The organism is Oceanicaulis sp. (assembly GCF_051859625.1).
In the GTDB taxonomy this organism is placed as follows: domain Bacteria; phylum Pseudomonadota; class Alphaproteobacteria; order Caulobacterales; family Maricaulaceae; genus Oceanicaulis.
Window position 1 is genome coordinate 654,766 of record NZ_JBHYFH010000001.1, and the last position, 22,216, is coordinate 676,981.

Below are 22,216 nucleotides of genomic sequence, written 5' to 3' on the forward strand. Positions count from 1 at the left end.
TTTCAACGCGCGCCTGCAAGGATCACGTCCATGCCTGACCCCGCCTCCACGATCTGTCTGCTTTACACCACCTGGCCGGATGAAGAGAGCGTGACGCGCGCTGCGCATCGCCTGCTTGAGAAAAGCCTGATCGCTTGCGCCAATATTCTGGGCGCGGGCCAGTCCATCTATCGCTGGGAGGGCGAGGTGCAAAGCGAGCGCGAAATCATCGCGCTGTTCAAGACCTCAGTCGGCGCTGCAGGTCAGGCCAAAGCGGAGATCGCCGCGCTGCACCCTTATGACGAGCCCTGTATTCTGACGCTCGACGTCAACAGCGCACTCAGCGCCGAAGGCTTTCAAGACTGGGTGATTGAGCAGACTTCATGACCCCGGCGCTGACCCGGCGCTGACCCGGTCAGGCGATCCGGTACAGCTGGGCGTTGGCGATCGGATCATTGGCGAGCGCCTGCTTGAGCCCTTCCATCAGAACTTCCGCACTGACCGGAGAGCGGATCAGCGTCTCCATGGCATTCACCCGCAGCGGCGTATCCAGGCCTTCCACCAGGCGCAAAACCGGCGTCATAGCCGCGGTCGACGGCAAGGCGCGCACATCTGCGGCCGCGTCCTCGGGCTCTGCATCACTGAGTTCATGTCCCAGAACGACCGCGTCGTAAGCTGAGGCCCCAAGTGCGTCCACGAGCTCGGCGGAATTGCTGGAACAGGTGACCACGCAATTGAAAGATTTGAGATAGCCTAACAATACAGAGCGCAGCGCCGGCTCGCTCTCTCCGACCAGAACACGCAACCGGCGGCTGGACACCGACATTTGCTCGCCATCGGCGAACCGGTCCGCTTTCGCAGAATGACGCAGCTTCACCTCGAACCAGAACACAGATCCGGTCTCACCCTCGACAGGCGCGTAACCGACATCACCATGCATCATTTCAGCCAGTTTGCGCACCAGATGCAGACCCAGCCCCGTACCCGACTGCTTGATGTTTTCGTCCATCGTGTCGCGCCCCATGGCGTTGAACAATTGCTCGCGTGAGCTCTCGGGCACGCCGGACCCTGTGTCCTGAACCTCGATGCGGAGCGACGACGAAGCGTTCGGCGCTTCATCCAGGTGCAGGCGGATGGTCACGCCGCCGCTCTCAGTGAAGCGCAGCGCATTGCTGGTCAGGATCCGGCACATGTGCAGCAGGCGCCCGCCATCAGCGCGTAGCGTGCGCTCGGCGTCGCCCGTCAGCTCGATCTGCAGGTCCAGTTTCTTGGCGATGGCATGGGGGGTGTGCTCGCGGCGCAAGCGGTCGGCGAGATCGATGGGCGTCAGATCCTCGACCACCAGCTCCATCCGGCCCGCATCAATGCGAGAGACTTCAAGCACCGTATTGATCAGGCTTTCCAGAGTTCCACCGCTTTCCAGAAGCCGTGACACCATCAAGGTCTGTTCATCGGTCAGAGTCGTCTTGTCGAGCAATTGCGCCATGCCCAGCACGCCGTTCAGCGGGGAGCGCAATTCATGCCCCATATTGGCGAGCATGACGGCGCTGGCGCGCGCCGTCTCTTCGGCTTTCCGGGCCGCCTGGTCATTATGCTCGGCGAGGCGCGCCAAGGCGGCGGCCTGTTCAAGGGTTTTCTTGTTGGCGCTTTCCAGCGCCACCGTAGCGGCGACTGATTCCTTCAAGGTCTCGGCATAGGTCTTCGCCAGCATGGTGATGCCGGCCAGGAAGCCCAGCAGCATCACGGCGCCGAACGTGCCGATCACAGGGTCAACATTGATCAGAGACACAGCCCACAAGCCGAGCGCCGGACCGGCGTAAGACAGAATGACCCGGCGTTCGCCCGCAGAGGTCAGCACCGCGCCGGCGGCCATGCCGGCGATCACCAGGCCGACGATCTGTGCAACCAGAGCCGGGGCCGCATCGGACAGAATGAGCGGCGTCGCGCCCCAGGCCACCCCTACCAGGGCGGACAGGGCGACATAGAGATACATCTCGGTGTCGTTGGGCGGACGGTCAGCCTTGCGGGCGCGCAACATGGCGGAAAAGCGCAAGACCGGGCCAACGCAGAGCACGGCCAGCCAGGTCCAGAACGCGACCGGCGCCACATAGGGATGGATTATTGCGGTAAGCAGCAGGGCGTTGACGATGTTCAGGGGAACAGCGCGAAGCGCCCCTTTGGACACGAGTTCGTACTGCGCTTGTCTCGCGCGATGCGCAATGTCGTGTGTTTGAATGTCGTCCGCCGGGTTAAATTGACCCATCAAGCCACCTCCAGGACCGCTTTTCGCGGCTCTTCTGTAGGTTTATGACAGGAAGTTCTTAAAACTGCGTGCATTTCCCTCTGGCAGTTCTTGAGACGCCCACACCCTTTACTGGAGCCTTGGTCACATGTTGCGCATATCTGGTCTGAGCCTGCTCGCCCTGCTCGCACTGACAGCGTGTGGAGCCGAATCGACACAGAGCAGCGAAAGCGTTTCCGGACTGGTGGCGGTCGACCCTGACGCGGAAGCCGAGATGCTGGTCTGGCGCGATTTGCTGCCTGATTCAGACCTGGAAGTTCTCGAAGCGCTCAATGAAGGCCGCGCCGATCCATCCTTGATGAGTCAACTGGGGCAGCAAAGCACGATCGAAGGCCAGATCGGCACCTTCAATATTGTCGAAGACCTCGACGGGCTGGTGGTGCGGATGCCGGGCTATATCCTGCCGCTCGATTTCGCTGAAAATGGATCGGCGCAAGAGTTTTTGCTGCTGCCCTATCACGGCGCCTGCGTCCATGTTCCGCCGCCGCCCCCCAACCAGATCGTCTATCTGCGCGCGCTCGAGCCCATCCGTTTTGACAGTCTGTGGGAGCCGGTCTGGGTGGAAGGCCGCATGGAAATCGAACGTGTGGACACAGATCTCGCCGCCACCGCCTATTCCATGGTGGTGCGTTCCGTCGAACCCTATCAGGTGCGCTAGGCCGCCAGGCCTAGTGCTGGCGGTCGCAGGCGTCTGTGGTGAACAGATCCGCGATCACACCCTCGCAATCACGATCCCGGCGCGGCCGAGCATGACGGCGGTCATAGCGATCCCGGCCATGCGCGCGATGATGACGCGCCGGCGCCGCGATATCCGCGCGGATTTCCGCCAGCGATAGCGACACGTCCGTGAAGCGATCTTGCGCCCGCTCCCACGAATTGAGCGACGCCACGCAATCGCGCTCCTCATAATCGCGCTGATGCATGCAGGCGGAATAGGCGCGGCATGAGCCCGCTGCAAACCGATAGGCGGCGTCCAGGTCCAGCTCGAAAGCCCGCAGCATTTCCGTACGCTCGGTTTGCGGCCCTGAAGGCGGCTGGTCCACGCGAAGCGTGCCTTCGCGGTCCTCCCAGCGCTCGTTCACATCCCCGCCCGATGCATAGCCGGTGATCAGCAGCGCGCGTGCGGACTCGATGCGCTCATCGCGTTGAGCCCGCAAGGAATCCACTTCGCAGACCTGCAGGGCGGTATCGAGCGCGATCGCGTCAGCCGTGGCGACGACCGGCGCGCTGGCGGGCGGATAATAGGGATCCACGGGCGGAATATAGCCGGGCTCGGTCTTGCAGCCTGCGAGCGCGGCGGCGCTGATCAGCACGCTGAGTAAGATTGAATTGCGCATCAGTCCTGTCCTCTTGATCTCGCCGGTTATCGGCTCGCGTTGGCGTCCAGGCATCCGGCATGAGCCGGCGGGACGCGGGCGCGCATGGCGTTGCGCAGAATCTCCATGGCCCGGGCTCCCCGGCCCGGCTCGGAGGCGGCTTCTTCTTCGATCTCTTCGCGAATCCGCGCCCATCTCACATGCGCGTTGGGCGCGCTCGTCAGTTCGGGCGTCGAGCGGAAGCGCCGCGCCAGGCCATGGCCCAACTCGGCTGCATCACGCAGATACGCGTCGGCGCGTTCGGGATTTTCCACAATGGCGCACAAACGATACGAGCCGAACACCGCGCCCGTGCCGTAAATGACCGCCAGATTGAAATTGGCGTCAGGGTCGCCGCGCACGGCGGCCATCTCCAGCCATTCAAGCGCCAGGTCCGTGTTCTGGACGACGCCGAGTCCGACGGCGTGCATGATCCCCAGAACGTTCTGGACGCCGGGATCGCGCGCGGTCTGGGCGGCGTGACACATCAGCTGGGCGGTCTGGCGCGGCGTCAGCGAAGCGGTTTCGTCATAGCCAAGCTCGCGTTGGAACGCGCGCACGGCCCGGCGGGTCTCAGCCCCGTACGTGCCGTCGATCGAGCCATTGTAATACCCCAGCGCGGACAAGGCCGCCTGCCGCAGATTGAGCCCGATCACGTCCGCCAGACGGCTTTCAGGATCACGGGCGATGCGCGCCAGGCTGTCCTGGGTCACCGGGCAATCGACCAGATGGGCCTGAAGCCGGCGTTGCGCCAGGATCGAGGATTGCGCGCCGAACGGACGCCCCCAGGCGACCGACCGGTTCCAGAAGCGCATGGCCGCTTCGCGCGATTCAGGCATGAGCGGGCGTCCGCCGGCCTGTTCACAGCCAAAGTCGATGAGGGAGGAAAAACTGTCGCCGCAATCGAGCTCCAGCGTGGTCAGCTCCGCATCGCCACGCAACAGCCAATACCGCGCCGCCTCGCTGTAAACGCGCGCCGCGATAGGCCGAGGCACGCATTCCGCAGCGCCGTCCACGCACACCAGAGTCGCGTTGGTCTCGCCGGTTTCCGGGTCGGTTGTCTCAAGATGAAACGTCCAGGGTTCGGACGGGAACGCGTCGCGCTGGCGCGGAAACCAGCTGCGGTTCGGGTTCAGCCAGCTGCTGGGTCCTTGATAGGTCGGCGGCTGATAGCCCTGAGCGCGACCGCCGCGGGGCGTCCAGCGCCCTTGCTGACGAGAGGCTTCCGACAGGGTGCGCGGTTGCCAGTCGTTATCACTGGGAGAGCGCGTCACCCGGATGTCCTCGTCCTCGGGTTCGGACTGAAAGTTGAAGATCGACTGCCGCGCCGCGCTGTCAGAGGCGAAAAAAGCCGCCGTCCCGCCCGCCAGAGCCAACCCCAAAGCCAGCGTCACAAGAATGGAGAACCGGTTCATGAGCCCTCGCCCCACCCGCTCTGGGTCGCGCCGAACGGACGTTCTTGTGATTGCGGGGCATAGGCGGGATCTGCGTCCGCACCATTTTGATAATAGTCATAACGAGGCGGTTCACAGACCGGCACGCCGCAAATGTCTGACGCGTCGACACAGACCCGGGCATCGCGTCCGGTGAGGGTGTTTTGCGCCAGCCGACCGTCGAAATAGCGCCGACGATAGGCGTCACGCTCCAGCTCGCGCACATAGCTTTGATAGCCGTAGCGTGAGAGCTGAACGCTGAGCACGCCCGAAAAACACCGGCAATTATTGTCGCCATAGGTGTCGATGCAGGCCGCATAGATGGGCTCGCTGTCATCGTCGCCGCGCATGATGTCACTCATGCGCCAACCGCCGAAAACAAGCAATCCGATCAAGATCAGGCCCGCCAGGGCCCAGACCCATCCCAGTCCGTATGAGAATTGATCTCGTTCGTTCATGTGCGCCTGTCCCGCCTCGTCCAAGCGTTTACCCCCTGTTAAGGTTAACGTACGCTTAGGACGCCTGCCCGGCAACCAGAACGGATCAAGTTTCGGTGAGTTCCCCTTTTTATTCTTCGACGTGCGCTTTTCCCACATCACCGAGATAGGGCGTGTCAGGATCCTTGAAGACCACATAGACCGCCGGAATGACCAGCAGTGTCAGAAGAGTCGAGGACAGCAGGCCGAAGAGCAGCGAAATCGCCAGACCCTGGAAGATCGGATCAAACAAGATCACCGAGGCGCCGAGCATCGCCGCCAGCGCGGTCAGAAGAATCGGTTTGAAGCGAATCGCCCCCGCCCGCAGCACGGTCTCGCGCAAGGTCTCGTCCGGCTGGGCTTCATGGCGGATGAAGTCCACCAGCAGAATCGAGTTCCGCACGATGATGCCCGCCAGCGCGATGAAGCCGATCATGGACGTGGCCGAGAACGGCGCCCCGAACAGCGCATGTCCGATCAGAATGCCGATCAGCGTCAGCGGCACCGGCGTCAGGATCACCAGAGGCGCCCGGAACGACCCGAACTGGGCCACCACCAACACGTAAATCCCCGCCAGCGCCACCATGAAGGCCGCGCCCATATCACGGAAGGTCACATAGGTGATCTCCCACTCGCCATCCCACAGCAAGGTCGGCGCGTCATCACTGATCGGCTGACCGAACAGCCGGATCTCAGGCCGCGGCAGGCCGTCCGGCCAGGTCTCGCCCTCGATCAGTTCGGCGACCGCGCCCATGCCGTAGATCGGCGCTTCATAGCGGCCCGCCAGCTCGCCCATCACCATGTCGGCGAACCGGCCGTCCCGGCGATAGATCACGGGTGAGCCTTCCACTTCGCGCACGCTGACCACATCGCCGAGCTCGACCACGGTGCGGTCGCCCGGCAAGAGATTGGCGGGGACAGGCGTGGAGAGCAGCCGCTCGGCCCAGATCCGCTCTGAGCGGGGCAGATCAATCGTGATCTCCAGCGGGTTCCGGCCGTCACCCTGCTGGGCGTAGCCCACCGCACGGCCATCCAGGAGAATGCGCAGGGTGTCAAACACATCGCCCTGCTCCACCCCGTAAAATTCCAGATTGTCCTGATCGAGCACGATCTGAAGACGCGGACGCGGCTGACCAAAGCTGTCATCCACATCCACGATGAAGTCGACCTCATCAAAGATGCGGCGCACTTCAGACGCCACCGCGCGACGGGTCTCGCCGTCCGGGCCGTAGATCTCCGCCAGCAAGGTCGCGAGCACCGGCGGGCCGGGCGGCGTTTCGGCCACCTTGATCACTGTGCCTTCTGGCATGGCGATCTCGCTCAACAGCTCACGGGCCTGCAGCGCAATGTCATGGCTCTGGCGTTTGCGGTGATGGCGCGAGGCCAGATTGACCTGAAGGTCGCCCTGCTCGGGATTGGTGCGGAAGAAGTAGTGGCGCACCAGGCCGTTGAAGTTGAACGGCGCAGACGCGCCGGCATAGGCCTGGATGGAGATCACTTCCTCGACGCCCGACAACACGTCCGCCGCTTCAAACAGGACCCGTTCTGTGTCTTCAAGGCTCGCGCCCTCGGGCAGGTCCACGATCACCTGAAACTCTGACTTGTTGTCAAACGGCAGCAGCTTGACCGTCACGATCCCCAGCGGAATCGCCATCATGACGACGAGCGTCAGCACGCCCGCACTGATCAGGAATATCCAGGCGCGGGCGCGGCTTTTGACCACCCAGCCCGCAATGGCGCGATAGCCGCGGCCCAGCCGGGTCTCGCTGTCTTCCGCGTCATGACCATGCTCGCCGGCATTGCTGGCGATTTTCACCATCAGCCAGGGCGTAATGATCATCGCCACGAAGAACGAGAAGATCATCGCCGCAGACGCGTTGATCGGGATCGGCGCCATATACGGCCCCATCAACCCGGACACGAAGAGCATGGGCAGGAGCGCCGCCACCACGGTCAGGGTCGCGACGATGGTGGGATTGCCCACTTCAGCGACGGCCTCGACGGCGGCCTTGATCGGCGGGCGGCCATCCTTCATCGCCCAGTGACGGGCGATGTTCTCGATCACCACGATGGCGTCATCCACCAGAATGCCGATGGAGAAGATCAGCGCGAACAGGCTGACCCGGTTGATGGTGAAGCCCAAAGTGTTTGAGGCGAACAGGGTCAGAAGAATGGTGGTGGGAATGACCACCAGCACCACGATGGATTCCCGCCAGCCCACCATCAGCGCGATCAGCACCACGATGGAAATCGTCGCGAGGCCCAGATGGAAGAACAGCTCATTGGCTTTCTCCGCCGCCGTCTCCCCGTAGTTTCTCGTGACCTCAACGCGCACCCCATCCGGGATCAGCGTGCCGCGCAGCGTCTCGACGGTCTCAAGCACCTGCTCGGCCACCACCACGGCGTTCGCGCCCGGGCGTTTCGCCAAGGCCAAAGTCACCGCCGGGGTGCGCACCCAGTCGCCGGTCGCGCCATGCGCCGCTTCGGCCTGGGCGTCTTCAGCATGGGCGTCGCCTTGACGCGTCAAAGACCAGACGCGGTGATCTGAAGGCTCCGCCCCGATCACCACGTCCGCCACATCGCGGACATAGACGGGGCGTCCGTCACGCGTTGTCAGCAGTAAAAGACCGATGGAGGCGGGGTCGCGCAGGGTTTCCCCCACCAGCGTCTGCGCCACCGCGCCGTCCTGAAACACGGGCCTCACAGGGAACGCAGAATTGGCCGCCCCGATCTTGCCCGCCAGCTGTTGCAAGGTGACGCCATAAAGCGCCAGCCGTTCAGGATCAGGCTCGATGCGCACCTGATCGGCGCGTCCGCCGACGATGAAACTCAAGCCGGAGCCGTCCACCGAGGTCAGCCGCGATTGCAGCTCTTCGGCCAAAGTCAGCAGCGAGGCGTCCGTCCAGCGTTCGCCAAGCCCCGGTTCCGGGCTGAGCGTCAGGGTCAGGATCGGCACGTCATTAATGCCGCGCGCGATGATCAAGGGTTCGGGCACGCCCAGGGGCAGCTGGTCGTAATGGCCGCGGATTTCCTCATGCACGCGCAGAACGGCCAGGTCCTCAGCCACGCCCACCTTGAAGCGGGCGGTGACCAGAACCTGGTCATCCATGGTGTTGGAATAAGTGTGCTCGACCTCGGCGATGCCCGAAATGACCGCCTCGAGCGGTTCGGTGATCAGCTCGACGGCGTCCGCCGCGGCCAATCCGTCCGCGCGCACCATGATGTCGATCATGGGCACGGAGATTTGCGGTTCTTCCTCGCGCGGGATGGTCAGAAGCGCGATCAGACCCAGGCCGAGCGCGGCCAGCAAAAACAGCGGGGTGAGCGGCGAGCGGATAAAGCCGTTCGCCAGATTTCCAGACAGGCCCAGCTTCATGGCTGCACCAGCAGGTCGCCGGTCTGCAGGCCGGACAGGATTTCAACGCGGGGTTCGCCCTCAGGCCCTGCTTGCAAGCCGCCGCGCTGCACCACCACGTCACGGGTATGTCCGGCGTCATCCAGCACGCTGACATAGTCGAGCCCGTAGCGGGTCTCGATCAAGCCGGCCGGAATGACGATGCCGCGCCGGGCGTCAGTATTGATCAGGACGCGCACGCGCTCGCCTACAAAGAAATCGCCAAGACCCTCAACGACCGCGTCCGCCGTCACCCGGCCCGCCTCGATGCGCGGATAGACCTGACGGATGGTGCCGGTCGCGGCCAGACCGTCCTCGGTCAACGCCCCGCCTTCCAGCTGCACCGGGTCGCCTTCCCGAACGAAGCGGGCATGGCGTTCGGGCAGGGACAGCCGCAGCACATAAAGATCGGTGGCGATTTCGGCGATCTGCTCGCCCGGCATCACCACGCTGCCCGCCGTCACCGGCACCGACAGCACCACGCCGGTCGCGGGCGCCAGCACATCGCCTTCACGCGAGCGCTGGACGGTCACGGCGCGCTGCTGGCGCGCGGAAGCCACCTGATTTTCAAACACTTCGACCTGGGTACGCGCCGCTTCCAGCCGCGCTTCAGCCACAAGGCCGCGATCATACAGGCGCTGATCGCGCGCCAGGTCGGCCCGCGCCTGCTCCAGCTGGGCGGTGACCGCCGCCAATTGCGCATTCAAAGACCCTATCTGGGGCGCGATCTGGTTGTCCACGACCACCGCGATCACCTCGCCGGCCTCGACCCGGTCGCCTTCGTCGATCCGCAATTCTCCGATGGTGCCGGACAGACGCGCCCGCGCCATGGTCACGTCCACGCTCTGCACCGTGGCGAAGACCGCCTTCTGGTCGGTGATCTCGGTCTCGGAAACCTGATAGGGCTCATCTTGCGCCCAGCTCGCAGCCGGGGTCAGACCCAGCGCAAGACATCCCAAAGCCAGCCAGCGGATCATGCAGTCTCTCCCTGTGCGCGAGCGCGGGAAGCCTCCCGCCGCGCTGAACACTTATCAAAATAGATAAGTGTGAGAGACTTGTCACCGCCCCGCGCTGCTCTGCCGCAGGTAGGGGGTGGACTCGGTAGATCTGATGCCCAAACGCAGAAAAACGTCCCGTTGGGACGTTGATGCAAATTGAACTTAAGGAAGAGAAGTGGTGGCGGGGGGGAGACTTGAACTCCCGACCTCACGATTATGAGTCGTGCGCTCTAACCAGCTGAGCTACCCAGCCAAACCGTATGTTCGCAACTGGGTCGGCTGCGAACCGGAGGGAGGCGTATAACCGCGCGCGGGCCGCCTTGCAAGGGGCCCGCGCTGATGCGGCGTCACATAAATCAGTTAGGCCGCACGGACCGAGGAGAGGAACTCGCCGACCGCTTTGCGCAGGCCGGTGGATTCTTCGGTCAGGGCGTGGCTGGCGGCGTTCACCTGGGCGGCGCACTGGCCGGTTTCAGAGGCGGCGGCGTCCACCTGGCCGATGGATTCAGACACTTCGCGGGTGCCCGACGCGGCTTCGTGGGCGGCGCGAGTGATCTCGGACGCTGCAGCGCGCTGCTCTTCCATGGCGGCCGCGATAGCGGCGGAGATGTTGTTCATCTCAGAGATCACTTCGCCGATATTCTCGATGGCGCCCACAGTCTTGCTGGTCGCGCCCTGAATGCCGGAGATCTGATCGGAGATGGACTTGGTCGCATTGGCGGTTTGCTCAGCCAGGGTTTTCACCTCGCTGGCCACAACCGCAAAGCCCTTGCCGGCTTCACCAGCGCGCGCCGCCTCGATGGTAGCGTTCAGCGCCAGAAGGTTCGTCTGCTCGGCGATGCCTTCGATCAGGTTGACGATGTCACCGATACGAGCGGCGGCTTCATCCAGCTGGGACACGTCCGTATTGGTCGCCTGCACGCGATTGGCGGCGTCCTGGGCGATCTCGGTGGAGCGCGAGATCTGCTGGGCGATTTCGGCGATGGAGCCGGTCATCTCTTCAGCGGCGGCGGCCACGGTGTCCACGTTTTCAGCGGCGCGGCTGCCCGACGAGTTCACACGTGCGGTGGTTTCGCCAGCGCTGCGCGAGGAATGGTCGAGCGCGGTCGCAGCGCTTTCCATTTCTTCCGCGGCGGTGCCGACGGCGTCCAGCGCGCGGCGCGAGACATCGTCGAACTGGGCCACCAGCTCTTCGATCTTCTGGGCGCGGGCTTCGCGGGCGATCCGCTCGGCTTCGCTTTCCTGCTCCAGGCGCTGACGCTCGACGGCGTTCTGGCGGAACACGGCCACGGCCTTGGCCATCTCGCCAATCTCGTCCTTGGAGTCGTCTTCGATCTCATTGCCCAGATCACCCTTGGCGAGGGTGGCCATGGCGCGAGCGATGCGGGTCAGACGATTCAGCAGATTGCGCGAGACATAGAAGTAACCAACCGCACCGCCGACCGCGACGGAGAGGATGGCGAACACCCACATCAGCGCCGAACCGAACGCCATGGCGTTCAGACCGGCATTGCTGGCGGCGTCTTGCTCATTCAGCGCGCCTTCGCGGGTCGCGGTGACCAGCTCGGCGAGCGCGGCGTCCATGATGCGTGCGTCCTCGACCAGCATTTCGGTCTCGTCGATCATCTCAAGCTCGGTCTCGCGCAGGCTGAACATGCCTTGCGGGCCTTCAGCATAGGCCAGGAGCGTATCCACGGCGTCCCGCAGCTCGGGCGTCGCCACATCGCCAAGGATGGCCATGTTGATGCTGAGATCATCGGCGGCGATGTAGAAATCGTCCTGAATGCTGCTGACTTCACTGTCGCTGCTCGCCGTGCTCAGCTCGGCGAACCGCGCGGCGGCCAGATTGACCGACATGGACGAGCGCAGAAGCGTTTCGATGACGCCCTCATCGCTGGTTTCATCCAGCGCGCCTTCGAGCATTTCAGACACGGCCGCACGTTGACGCAACACATCGCGCATGGCGCGTTCACGGGCTGCGTTGGCTTCAAGCTTGGCGCCGACCGGGCCGGAAGCGTCATTCACTGACGCGCTCAATCCGTTCAACGCTTCGCTCAGCGCATTGGCGTTCTCGGTGCTCAGCCCCGCCTGGCGCAGGGCGTCGATCGCGGCGCTCGCTTCCTGGGTCAGCGCATCCAGCCGCGAGGCGGACACTTGTTGGTCGATGGTGTCGCGGGAGCGGGAGAACGCCGCCAACTCACCCGTCAGAGCGCCGGACGCCGCTTCCAGCCGCTGTGCGGCGGCGGCGCGGGGCGCGGATTCTTCAACAATGGCGTCGAGGGCAGTCCTGGAACTGGAGAAGGCAAACAAGCCCGCAGCGCTGGTCGCCAGTGTAATAATAATCACTGCAGCGAAAGCGGCCAGCAGGCGTGTCTGAACGGAATGGATCGAGATCGCCATCTATCAGCCCCAATTAAGGTTAATTCATTCAAACGCACAAAAACGGCGCAGCCATTATTTGACTGCGCCGCCTTTACAAAAGGTTTAGTCGCCGAAGTTGAAGTCGAAACGGCGCTCGACGCCTTCAGCGCCCGGGCCGGTGGCGTACTGCCAGCTTTCAAGGGCGCGCATCACGGAACGCTCGAACACGCCGGCAGGGGTCGCTTCGACCACTTCCACATCAGACACGGCGCCGTCAGCGGAGACGTTGTAGCGCACGACCACATGGCCTTCGATCTCGCGGCGCTGAGCAGCGCGCGGGAATTCCGGCGCTTCGGCCTGAACCAGTTCCGGCTCCTGGAACGCATAAGCGGGAGCTGCGCCGAGACCAGCGATCAGAGACACAGCAGCGAAAACACCAGCAAACTTTTTCATAGTCACACCCAAACCTAGCAAAGGGGTCCTCGTTTTGAGGCCCGTTGTCTTCCCAAAACGTCGTCGTCTGAGCGTGTCGCCCGCTCTTCCGACAATCGACAGGTACGGTTTGTGACAGAAAGGGCTGAATCTTCGTTTAAGGGGTATGACTAACAATCGGTAAAATTGCGCGTCTAGAGCGTCTGGTCCGCACAAGACCCCGTCTCTACTTCAATCGTGGCATGGGTCAGTTTGTACTGCTCCGCCAGGCGGGCCTTGAGGCGACGCACGATCTGGGCGACGTCCGCCTCCGGTTCAATTCGCGCGTGAAGTGTGGCCATGGGCCGGTCGGGCGTCAGCGACCAGACATGAACATGATGGATATCGAGCACGCCCGGCGTTGACGCCATGAGATCCGTGCGGAGCGCTTCAGGGTCGATATGATCCGGCGCTGCTTCCAGAAGAACCCGTCCGGCGTCGCGGACAAGGCGCCAGGCGGAGACGCCGATCAGGCCCGCGATCAAGAGCGATAACAGCGGATCAATGGGCGTCCAGCCTGTCCACCAGATCACACCCGCCGCAATGATCGCCGCGACCGACCCCAGCAGATCGCCCATCACATGGGCCAACGCCCCGCGAATATTGAGGTTGCTGGTGTCCGCCCCATGCAAAACGGCGAAGGCGACGATATTGACCAACAGCCCGAGCACCGCGATCACCGCCATGCCGGTCGCCTGAATCTCGTTGGGATCAAACAGGCGCATCACCGCTTCGCAGACGATCCAGACCACCAGAATGGACAGCGTCACCCCGTTGGCGAACGCCGCCAGAATCTGCATGCGATCATAGCCGTAAGAGCGCTTGGAAGTGGCGGGCCGCCGCGACAGGCGAAACGCGCCCCAGGCCAGAAGCAATGCGGCGAAATCCGTCAGCATGTGCGCCGCGTCCGCCAGCAAGGCCAGAGACCCGGTCAGAAGACCGCCGATGACCTCGGCCAGCATGAAGCCGCCAGTCAACGCGGCCGCGATCAGCGTGCGGCTTTCATTGCGTCCATCCACCGGATGCGCATGAGAGTGACCATGACCATGACCATGACCATGGGAATGGTGGTCGTCATGCTCGTGGCGGTGATGATGCGGGGCGTTGGAAGTCGTGTGTTCGTCGGTCATCATCCTCCCCTACCCGCTTTGGCGGGCGGGGAAAAGCGATGACATAACGTTTCGGCTAGGCCGAGATGTGGATGGGATGGCCCAGCGCGGTCAGCACGCCTTCCGCGAAGCCTTCGGTCAGGGTCGGGTGCACGTGGATGGTCCCCGCTACGTCTTCCAGCGTCGCGCCCATCTCCAGCGCCAGGGCGAACTCGCCCGAGAGCTCGGAGACATGCTTGCCGACGGCGTGAATGCCAAGGATCACATGATCGCTTTCGCGCGCGGTGACGCGCACGAAACCGCCATCCGCGCCGCCCTCCATGGTCAGCGCCCGGCCCGAAGCCGCCAGCGGGAACTTGCCGGTGATGACGGTCTCGCCCCTGGCTTTCGCTTCATCCGGCGTCAGGCCCACGCCGACCAGCTCGGGCTCGGTGAAGCACACCGCCGCGACGGAGACCGGGTCATAGGCGCGCTTGTGGCCGGCGATGATCTCGGCGACCAGCTCGCCCTGCTTGGTGGCCTTGTGCGCCAGCAGCGGCTCACCCACCAGATCGCCAATGGCGTAGACGCCGCGCATGGCGGTGCGGCACTGATGATCGATCTTCACGAACGGGCCGTCCATATCGACGCCCATGTTTTCAAGGCCCCAGCCTTCAGTGACCGGCTTGCGACCGACGGCGACGAGGATCTTGTCCGCCTCGATGCGCTGGGTCTCGCCGTTGGCGTCTTCAAACTCGAGATAGGTCTGACCGCCCTCCTCGACCGCGCCCTTGGCCTTGCAGCCGGTGTGCAGCGCGACCTTGTTCTTCTTCAGCCACATCTGGACCGGACGGATCATTTCCTTGTCATAGCTGGGCAGAATGGTGTCCGCGGCTTCCACCACAGCAACCTCGGAGCCCATCTTGCGGAAGGCGATCCCGAGCTCAAGGCCGATATAGCCTCCGCCCACGACGACCAGCTTTTCAGGCCGTTCGGTCAGCTCCAGCGCCTCGGTCGAGCCGATGACATTGCCTCCAAACGTCATGAAGGGCAGCTCGGTTTCCTTGGAGCCGGTGGCGAGAATGACGTTCTCCGCCGTAATCTCGACGGTCTCGCCGTCTTCCATCTCGACGACACAGGTCTTGGCGTTCTTGAAAGTCGCCCAACCGGAAACCGCTTCGACCTTGGCCGCCTTGATGAGCTGGCCGACGCCCTTGGTGAGTTTTGAGACGATGCCGTCCTTCCACGCCGTCACGCCCGCCATGTCCAGGGTCGGGTCAGAGACCTTCAGTCCCATCTCGTCTTTCTTGGCGTGATGGACCATCTCCTCATATTTGGAGGCGGCGTGGATAAACGCCTTCGAAGGAATGCAGCCGCGGTTCAGGCAGGTGCCCCCCAGGCCGTGCTTGTCCACGATGATGGTGTCGAGCCCCAGCTGGCCCGCACGGATCGCAGCGGGATAGCCGCCCGGACCGCCGCCGACGACGAGAACCTGACATGTTTTCGACTGGGCCATGCGTAACACTCCTGCTGGGTCCGAGAGGGATTTGGCTGAGGTTTAGACGCTTGGCGCGCAACAAAAAAGGGGCAGGCTGAAACCTGCCCCGTCTTCTTAAAAAGGTCCGGACACATTAGTCCTTCTGGACGTTGACCGAGGTCTTGTCAGCCCAGGGTTTGGTCAGCCCGGCGCCGCTGGCGACAGATATCCCGAAAACGATCAGAACTACGATCACAATCCAGCTTGTGGGGATGCCCAGCTGGATCATCGCCCAGGTCAGCCCTGCAATCGCGAGCAAAGCGCCCACCAGAAAAATCCCAAACGCTTTCATCGCCTCATCCTGTCCTGCTTGAGAGAGGAACGCGGATGCAGGCGCGACCGTTCCCGATCAGGGCGCCTCTTCGCCAACCCCGTAGGCTGCGAAGAAGGCCTGGACCAGATCAGAGCGGTCGACTTCCGACCGGTCCGCGCGGTTGCCCCACCACAGGCTTTCGGTGTTGGCGAAGGCGATCAGGGTCAACCCGCGATCGGGCAGTTTCAGATAGATCGCGGAATAGGCGTCTGGTTGCCAGCCTGAATGAAAGACCAGACGCTCGCCGTGATGCTCCTGCAAGAACCAGCCATGGGCGTATTCAGACGGCGTGCCGTCGGCATTGTTGGGCGGAGTCCACAGCGCCTCGCGCTGCTCGGGCGTCAAGAGCGCGCCGTCATCCAGCGCCCGGTCAAAGCGCGCCAGGTCGAGCGGCGTCATATAAAGCCCGGCCGCGCCACGGAAGTCGTCGTCAGGAAAAGGCTGTTTGACCAGGCGTTCTCCGTCAAACACGAAAGGCGGCGCCAGATGGCTCAGCACATGAAAGTTCTGCGTGTCACGCCAGCCCGCCATGGTGTCGGTCATCTCAAGCGGGTCGATCACATAACCGCGCACGAGGGCGCGGAAATCGCGATCATGCGCCTCGTCCACAAAACGGCCCAACCGCGCGAAGACCAGGGCATTGTAATAAAAGTCCGTTCCCGGCTCGCCATTGACCTGCATGTTCACGACCTGACGCAATGTCTGCCCCTGACAGGTGAAGTCCGGGAACATCACCCCGTCCACATCACCGCCGGCGAGCGGAATATCTGAGTCCGGGAACCATTCGCACAGGTCGCGCCAGTCCTCGGCGTCCGACATGGGACGGTCGAGATCAATCTCTCCCGCCTGATCGGCGAGAAACAGAGTGGTTCCGCTGACGGTTTTCGTTACGGACGCAACGAAATAGGCGGTGTCAGCGTCGGTCGCGACCTCGCCTTCGTCATCCGACCATCCAAGATAGGCTTCAACTTCGGGCTCTCCGTCCCGCAAGACCAGAACCGAGAGGCTGGGAATATGATGACTGCGCCGGTACTCCGCCAAACCGTCTTCAAAGGTCTCGGCGGGCGTTTGAGCTTGCGCCAGGGCGCCGGTCAGAATTGCGAGGCTTGCAGCCCAGACAGTCCGTTTCATCATCACCGTCCTCCTATTTGGAGAAAGCCTATCAGAGACATCGCCTTACCGGTGTGAATTCGGCGTAAGCCGCAACAGCTGCCCTTCCAGAACGCCGCGCACCTGATCTGCAACGAACTGCCTGAGATCTTCAGGACTGCGCGGCGCCAGCGATGCGCTTGAAGCGAGACTGCAAAGACCATAAGCCGCCGCCAGCGCCGCAAAGGCGAGATCACGCGCATCCGTCTCCCGCTCACCCGGCCCGGCGCCGAGCGCCAGACGTGACCAGACCATCAGCTGGTCAAGCTCGGCCTTCACTGCCTCGCCTAGCGCAGCATGGGCGTCCATCTCCTGACGGGACCGGGTCAGCATCAAGGCGTGCAGATGTGGCCGGTCGAGCGCGAAATGGACATAGACCTCAAAAGCGGTCTGAAGCGGGTTCGAAGCGTCCACGCACCCGGCAAGCTGAATGCTGAGAAGCTGACGATAGCCCTCGGCGGCGACTTCGGCCAGCACCGCGTCCCGGTCGGGATAATGGCGGTAGAGCGCGCGATGATCGACGCCCACCGCCTTCGCTAGGGCTCGCATGGTCAGCGCATCAGGCCCATCCGCTTCGATCAGGTCGAGCGCTGCGCCTACCGCCGTTTCCCGCACCTCGCCATGGTGATATTTGCGCGCCTTCGCCATCACCCCGTTTTCTTGACGTGCCAGTTCACCACCATTTCGGCGACGGTCACATCCTCGGCGTCGGTGATCGCGACCTTGATGTCGAACACCACCTTGCCGATGTCTGCGAGTTCCTTGCGGATGGTTTCAGCGTCAGAATTAGCGATCGCCGTTGCGGTCAGATCGGTCTTGCCGGTCTTGAGGTATTTGATGCTGGCGTCCGCCGCCACGGGCCGAGCCGCCATCAGCTGATCGCCCAGCACGCCGCCCAGCGCTGCACCCGACGCCGCCTCGCCCAGGGTGAACATGGCGCCCGCATGCATGGTCTGGATGTGGTTTTCGACCTCAGGTCTTTTGGCGAGACGCGCCACGCCGCGCTCGGGCGAAACCTCAACCAGCTCCACGCCCGTCACGGTCGCAAACGGCACCGACTTGTCCATATGATCGCGGATCATCTCGTAAATCGACATCAAACCCTCCTAATGTCACCAATGGTGACATTAGGAGGTAAAGCGTGCTGGAGGCAAGGGAGAAGTGGGAGCAATTGAGGCTGCGGCGCTTCCCCTCTCCCCCTTGGACAAGGGGGAGAGGTCGGGTGAGGGGGTGCGCTTCATCGAGGGGCACTCTTGCATGATCAGGCGCCGCTCACCCCTCACCTGTCCTCTCCCCTCAAAAAGGGGAGAGGGACGCTCGCCTATGTCGAGCTTATTTCTGCAACTGAGCGATTGAGTGGGTCCCTGGGTCAAGCCCGAGGACCGAGACCATAGAACGAACATCTCTCGGCCTTCGGACTTGATCCGGAGGCCTATGCAGCGCCTGCCATGACGCACACCGTCATCCCGGCCTTGAGCCGGGATGACAAGGGGAGAGGTATCCACCCATTCTCTTTCCCGGCGCAGGCCTCCGGCTCGGCGCTGCGCTTGGCCGGGGTTTCAACTCGCAAACAAAAAGCCCGGCGCGAGTGCCGGGCTTTGAGCTTGTGGAGGGGGCTAAGCCCTAATCCATGAACAGGGTCGCGGGGTTTTCGAGATAGCCCTTCATCTCCTGCACCAGAAGAGCGGCTTCATAGCCGTCCACAATGCGGTGATCGAAGCTCGAGGACAGGTTCATGATCTTGCGCGGCACGACGCGGCCTTCGCGGTCATAGCGCGGCAGGGTCTGCATCTTGTTCACGCCGATAATGGCGGTCTCGGGATGGTTGATCACCGGGGTGGTGACGATGCCGCCGATGGCGCCCAGAGAGGTGATGGTGATGGTCGAGCCGGTCAGCTCGTCCTTGGTGCACTTGCCAGCCTTGGCCGCGTCGCCGAGACGCTTCACCTCGGCGGCGACTTCCCAGATATCGAGGCTCTCGGCGTGCTTGATCACCGGCACCATCAGCCCGTTGGGCGTGGCGGCGGCGATGCCGCAATGAACGCCGTCATGCTGGGTCAGCACAGAGCCTTCGGTGTCGAAATGCGCGTTCGCCTGCGGGAATTTCGGCAAGGCTTTCGTCAGCGCCATCACCAGGAACGGAATGAGGGTCAGCTTGGTCTGATCGTCTGACTTTCTGGCGTTCATGTGCGCGCGCAGGTCTTCGAGCGCGGTCAGGTCGATCTCGTCCACATAGGTGATGTGCGGAATGGTGCGCTTGGCGTGCGCCATGTTCTCGGCGATCTTGCGGCGCAGGCCGATGACCTTGATGTCTTCCTTGCCCATGCGCCGCGCCTTGCCCGCGCCCGCCCGTTCCGCACGGGAGACGAAGCGACCGCCGGCGGCGATGAAATCATCAAGATCGATATGGGTGATGCGGCAAGCCGGACCGGTGCCAGGCACATCGGCGAGATCAATATCAGCCTCCAGGGCGCGCTGACGCACCGCCGGACTGGCGAGCGGGCGGTCGCCGTTGGAGCGTGCAGGCGCGGCGGTTTTCGCCGCCGCAGGCGCCGGTTTCGGCTCAGGCTTGGGCTCAGGTTTCGGTTCAGCCTTCGGCGTCTCGGCCTTGGGCTCTTCTTTCGGAGCCTCCTTGGTCTCGGGCTCAGCCGTGTTCTCGATATCGTCGGGGATTTCGCCGTCCACATCGATGATCAGGATTTCAGTGCCGACCGGGATCACTTCACCGGGCTCGCCGACGATGGATTTCACCACGCCGTTCACCGCGCACGGAATTTCGACCGTGGCCTTGTCAGTCATCACATCCAGGATGTGCTGGTCTTCGGTGACCTTGTCGCCGGCCTTGATGTGCCATTCGACGATTTCCGCCTCGACGACGCCTTCGCCCACATCGGGGAGCTTGTACTTGTATTCGCTCATGCTCAGGCCTCCGTCACGGTCTTCATCGCGCGCGCAAAGCGGTCGCGCGTGGGGAAGTACGCCCATTCATGGGCGTGCGGATAAGGAATGTCCCAGCCGGTCAGACGGAAGATCGGCGCTTCCAGCGCATAGAAGCATTCTTCCTGGATCTGGGCGGCCAGCTCGGCTGCAAACCCGGACGTGCGCGGCGCTTCCTGAGCGACGACGACCCGGCCGGTCTTGTTCACCGATTTGGCGATGGTCTCGATATCATAGGGCACGAGCGTCTTGAGATCGATGATCTCGGCATCAACGCCCGCCGCTTCGGCGGCGGCCTGGGCCACATGAACGAGCGTGCCATAGGCGATGACAGTGCAGGCTTCGCCTTCGCGCACCACTTCGGCCTTGCCCAGCTCGACGGTGTAATGACCTTCGGGCACCTCGCCCTTGGCGTGCTTGGCCCAGGATTTCAGCGGCGTGTCCGGCACGCCGTCAAACGGGCCGTTATAGATCCGCTTGGGCTCAAAGAAGATCACCGGATCGCCGCTTTCCAGCGCGGAGATCAGCAGGCCCTTGGCGTCATAGGGATTGGACGGAACCACCACCTGAAGACCGGGCACATGGGTGAAGAACGCTTCCGGGCTCATCGAGTGGGTCTGGCCGCCGCGAATGCCGCCGCCCCAGGGCGACCGCACCACGCAGCCAGCCGTGAATTGACCTGCCGAGCGATAGCGGATGCGGCTCATCTCGGAGATGATCTGGTCGATGGCGGGAAAGATGTAGTCGGCGAACTGGATCTCGGCGATGGGCTTGAGCCCCTTCGCCGCCATGCCGACCGCCATGCCCGCGATGGCCGCCTCGTTGATCGGGGTGTCGAACACCCGGTCGAGACCGTATTTGTCCTGCAGCTTGTCGGTCGCCTTGAACACGCCGCCGAAATAGCCTGCATCCTCACCAAAGACCACGACGTCCGGATCACGCTCTAAAAGCACGTCCATAGCGGAGTTCAGCGCCTGAATGATGTTCATCGCTGGCATGACTTAAACCCCCAGATCCTGGCGCTGACGGCGCAGCCGCCAATCGGGCTTGGCGTAGACGTCTTCGAAAATGCTTTCGGTGGGCGAAAGCGGGCCTTCGTGCAGCGTGCCGTGGCTTTCCGCTTCCTTGTAGGACTTCACCACCAGAGCGGTCATCTGCTCTTCGAGCTTGGCCTGACGGGTCTCGTCCCACTCGCCCTTGCCGATCAGATGCTGTTTCAGGCGCTCGATGGGATCGCCCAGCGGCCAGCGGTCAAACTCGGTCTTGGGACGGTATTTGGTCGGGTCGTCCGAGGTGGAGTGCGCATCGGCGCGATAGGTGAACAGCTCCAGCACCGTCGCGCCCTTGCCCTGACGCGCCCGCTCGGCGGCCCATTGGGTGGCGGCGTAGACAGCCAGGAAGTCATTGCCGTCCGCCCGGATCGAGGCCAGGCCATAACCAAGCCCCTTCGCCGCAAAGGTCGGCGCATCGCCGCGGGCGATGTTCTGGTTGGACGAGATCGCCCACTGGTTATTCACGACGTTGAAGATCACCGGCGCGCGATAGGTGGACGCCAGGGTCAGACCGGCGTGAAAATCGCCTTCCGCGGTCGTGCCGTCACCGATCCAGCTCGCCGCAATCTGGTCTTCGCCCTTATAGGCGCAGGCCATGGCGTAGCCGGCGGCTTGCGGGAATTGAGTGCCCAGATTGCCCGAGATCGTGAAGAAATTGCCCTCGGCCCAGGCGTAGTGCACCGGCAGCTGACGCCCCTTGAGATTGTCGCGGCTGTTGGAGATGCAATGGCACATCATGTCGACGATGTTGCGACCGCGCGCAAACAGGATGCCCTGCTGGCGGTAGCTGGGGAACACCATGTCGGTGGGCTTCAGCGCCATGGCGGCGGCGACGGCGACCGCCTCCTCGCCTGTGGACTTCATATAGAAGCTCATCTTGCCCTGACGCTGCAGCTTCAGCATGCGCTCGTCATAGATCCGGGTGAGCACCATATGGCTCAGCCCCTCGCGCAGCACTTCCGGGCTGAGCTCGGGATTCCAGTCGCCGACGGCCTGATGATTGTGATCGAGAACGCCGACAAGCCCTGTCGCCAGATCTCGGGTCTCTTGCCAGGACGCGGCGGGATCGGGGCGCGGCGCCTCGCCGGCTTTCTGAAGATCGAGATGGGCGAAGTCGGGCTCGTCCCCCGGCCGATACGGCGGGGTCGGAACGTGGAAACGAGTCTGTCCGTTCGACATGCTTTGTCCGTACGTTTCTTCAAGCCATACAAGGCTTTTCAGGCCGCGAGGTAGCGTTCAGAATCGGTTTTGGCAAGCGAAGCGCGGCAAGCAAAGCCATGCTGCAGCGCGTCATAATTCTTCTGTTTCTGGTGAAAACCAGACCCCGCCAGAAGCCATTTCCTGCATCCACCAAGCCGTATCACAAGGCGA

Annotated in this window: 19 protein-coding genes and 1 tRNA gene; 2 read left to right on the forward strand and 18 right to left on the reverse strand. The window is 63.2% G+C overall.

Going from position 1 to position 22,216, the window contains the following annotated elements; all coding sequences use genetic code 11:
• Positions 1-30 precede the first annotated feature (30 nt).
• Complete coding sequence (gene cutA / locus ACTIGF_RS03090) at positions 31-366, forward strand: divalent-cation tolerance protein CutA (RefSeq protein WP_439635481.1); 336 nt, start codon at positions 31-33, stop codon at positions 364-366.
• A 28-nt stretch (positions 367-394) separates the two neighbouring features.
• On the opposite strand, the gene ACTIGF_RS03095 is transcribed toward cutA, so the two are convergent.
• Complete coding sequence (locus ACTIGF_RS03095; RefSeq protein WP_439635482.1) at positions 395-2,242, reverse strand: sensor histidine kinase; 1,848 nt, start codon at positions 2,240-2,242, stop codon at positions 395-397.
• A gap of 127 nt (positions 2,243-2,369) precedes the next feature.
• On the opposite strand from ACTIGF_RS03095, the gene ACTIGF_RS03100 reads away from it, so the two are divergent.
• Complete coding sequence (locus ACTIGF_RS03100) at positions 2,370-2,939, forward strand: DUF3299 domain-containing protein (protein ID WP_439635483.1); 570 nt, start codon at positions 2,370-2,372, stop codon at positions 2,937-2,939.
• 10 nt (positions 2,940-2,949) lie between these two features.
• On the opposite strand, the gene ACTIGF_RS03105 is transcribed toward ACTIGF_RS03100, so the two are convergent.
• The 17 genes from ACTIGF_RS03105 to ACTIGF_RS03185 all read right to left on the reverse strand — a co-directional run bounded on the left by ACTIGF_RS03105 (position 2,950) and on the right by ACTIGF_RS03185 (position 22,024).
• Complete coding sequence (locus ACTIGF_RS03105; RefSeq protein WP_439635484.1) at positions 2,950-3,618, reverse strand: hypothetical protein; 669 nt, start codon at positions 3,616-3,618, stop codon at positions 2,950-2,952.
• 26 nt (positions 3,619-3,644) lie between these two features.
• On the reverse strand, positions 3,645-5,051 hold the full coding sequence (locus ACTIGF_RS03110; RefSeq protein WP_439635485.1) for a peptidoglycan-binding protein: 1,407 nt from the start codon (positions 5,049-5,051) through the stop codon (positions 3,645-3,647).
• Positions 5,048-5,527: a hypothetical protein gene (locus tag ACTIGF_RS03115; RefSeq protein ID WP_439635486.1), complete on the reverse strand. Its 480-nt coding sequence runs from the start codon at positions 5,525-5,527 to the stop codon at positions 5,048-5,050. Before ACTIGF_RS03115 ends, ACTIGF_RS03110 begins: the two co-directional genes overlap by 4 nt.
• A gap of 109 nt (positions 5,528-5,636) precedes the next feature.
• Positions 5,637-8,921, reverse strand: a complete 3,285-nt coding sequence (locus ACTIGF_RS03120) for an efflux RND transporter permease subunit (protein WP_439635487.1) — start codon at positions 8,919-8,921, stop codon at positions 5,637-5,639.
• Positions 8,918-9,916, reverse strand: a complete 999-nt coding sequence (locus ACTIGF_RS03125; RefSeq protein ID WP_439635488.1) for an efflux RND transporter periplasmic adaptor subunit — start codon at positions 9,914-9,916, stop codon at positions 8,918-8,920. The genes ACTIGF_RS03120 and ACTIGF_RS03125 overlap by 4 nt, the downstream gene beginning before the upstream one ends.
• Positions 9,917-10,113: 197 nt before the next feature.
• Positions 10,114-10,190, reverse strand: a tRNA-Met gene (locus ACTIGF_RS03130).
• A gap of 107 nt (positions 10,191-10,297) precedes the next feature.
• The gene (locus tag ACTIGF_RS03135; protein WP_439635489.1) at positions 10,298-12,337 is read right to left on the reverse strand and encodes a methyl-accepting chemotaxis protein; all 2,040 of its coding nucleotides are present in this window, start codon (positions 12,335-12,337) and stop codon (positions 10,298-10,300) included.
• Positions 12,338-12,421: 84 nt separating this feature from the next.
• Entirely contained in the window at positions 12,422-12,751 is a 330-nt protein-coding gene (locus ACTIGF_RS03140) for an energy transducer TonB (RefSeq protein ID WP_439635490.1), read from the reverse strand.
• Between the two features lie 173 nt (positions 12,752-12,924).
• Positions 12,925-13,899 carry a cation diffusion facilitator family transporter gene (locus ACTIGF_RS03145; RefSeq protein ID WP_439635491.1) on the reverse strand — a complete coding sequence of 325 codons (975 nt, stop codon included), beginning with the start codon at positions 13,897-13,899 and terminating at the stop codon, positions 12,925-12,927.
• Positions 13,900-13,954: 55 nt separating this feature from the next.
• The gene (lpdA, locus tag ACTIGF_RS03150) at positions 13,955-15,373 is read right to left on the reverse strand and encodes a dihydrolipoyl dehydrogenase (RefSeq protein ID WP_439635492.1); all 1,419 of its coding nucleotides are present in this window, start codon (positions 15,371-15,373) and stop codon (positions 13,955-13,957) included.
• A gap of 115 nt (positions 15,374-15,488) precedes the next feature.
• On the reverse strand, positions 15,489-15,686 hold the full coding sequence (locus tag ACTIGF_RS03155; RefSeq protein WP_439635493.1) for a hypothetical protein: 198 nt from the start codon (positions 15,684-15,686) through the stop codon (positions 15,489-15,491).
• A 57-nt stretch (positions 15,687-15,743) separates the two neighbouring features.
• Positions 15,744-16,841: a serine hydrolase domain-containing protein gene (locus ACTIGF_RS03160; protein ID WP_439635494.1), complete on the reverse strand. Its 1,098-nt coding sequence runs from the start codon at positions 16,839-16,841 to the stop codon at positions 15,744-15,746.
• Between the two features lie 42 nt (positions 16,842-16,883).
• Positions 16,884-17,504, reverse strand: a complete 621-nt coding sequence (locus ACTIGF_RS03165) for a TetR/AcrR family transcriptional regulator (RefSeq protein WP_439635495.1) — start codon at positions 17,502-17,504, stop codon at positions 16,884-16,886.
• Positions 17,504-17,953: a DUF4442 domain-containing protein gene (locus ACTIGF_RS03170; RefSeq protein WP_439635496.1), complete on the reverse strand. Its 450-nt coding sequence runs from the start codon at positions 17,951-17,953 to the stop codon at positions 17,504-17,506. Before ACTIGF_RS03170 ends, ACTIGF_RS03165 begins: the two co-directional genes overlap by 1 nt.
• Before the next feature lie 526 nt (positions 17,954-18,479).
• Complete coding sequence (locus tag ACTIGF_RS03175) at positions 18,480-19,775, reverse strand: dihydrolipoamide acetyltransferase family protein (protein ID WP_439635497.1); 1,296 nt, start codon at positions 19,773-19,775, stop codon at positions 18,480-18,482.
• Positions 19,776-19,777: 2 nt separating this feature from the next.
• Complete coding sequence (locus ACTIGF_RS03180; RefSeq protein ID WP_439635498.1) at positions 19,778-20,791, reverse strand: alpha-ketoacid dehydrogenase subunit beta; 1,014 nt, start codon at positions 20,789-20,791, stop codon at positions 19,778-19,780.
• 3 nt (positions 20,792-20,794) lie between these two features.
• Positions 20,795-22,024, reverse strand: a complete 1,230-nt coding sequence (locus ACTIGF_RS03185) for a thiamine pyrophosphate-dependent enzyme (protein WP_439635499.1) — start codon at positions 22,022-22,024, stop codon at positions 20,795-20,797.
• Positions 22,025-22,216 lie beyond the last annotated feature (192 nt).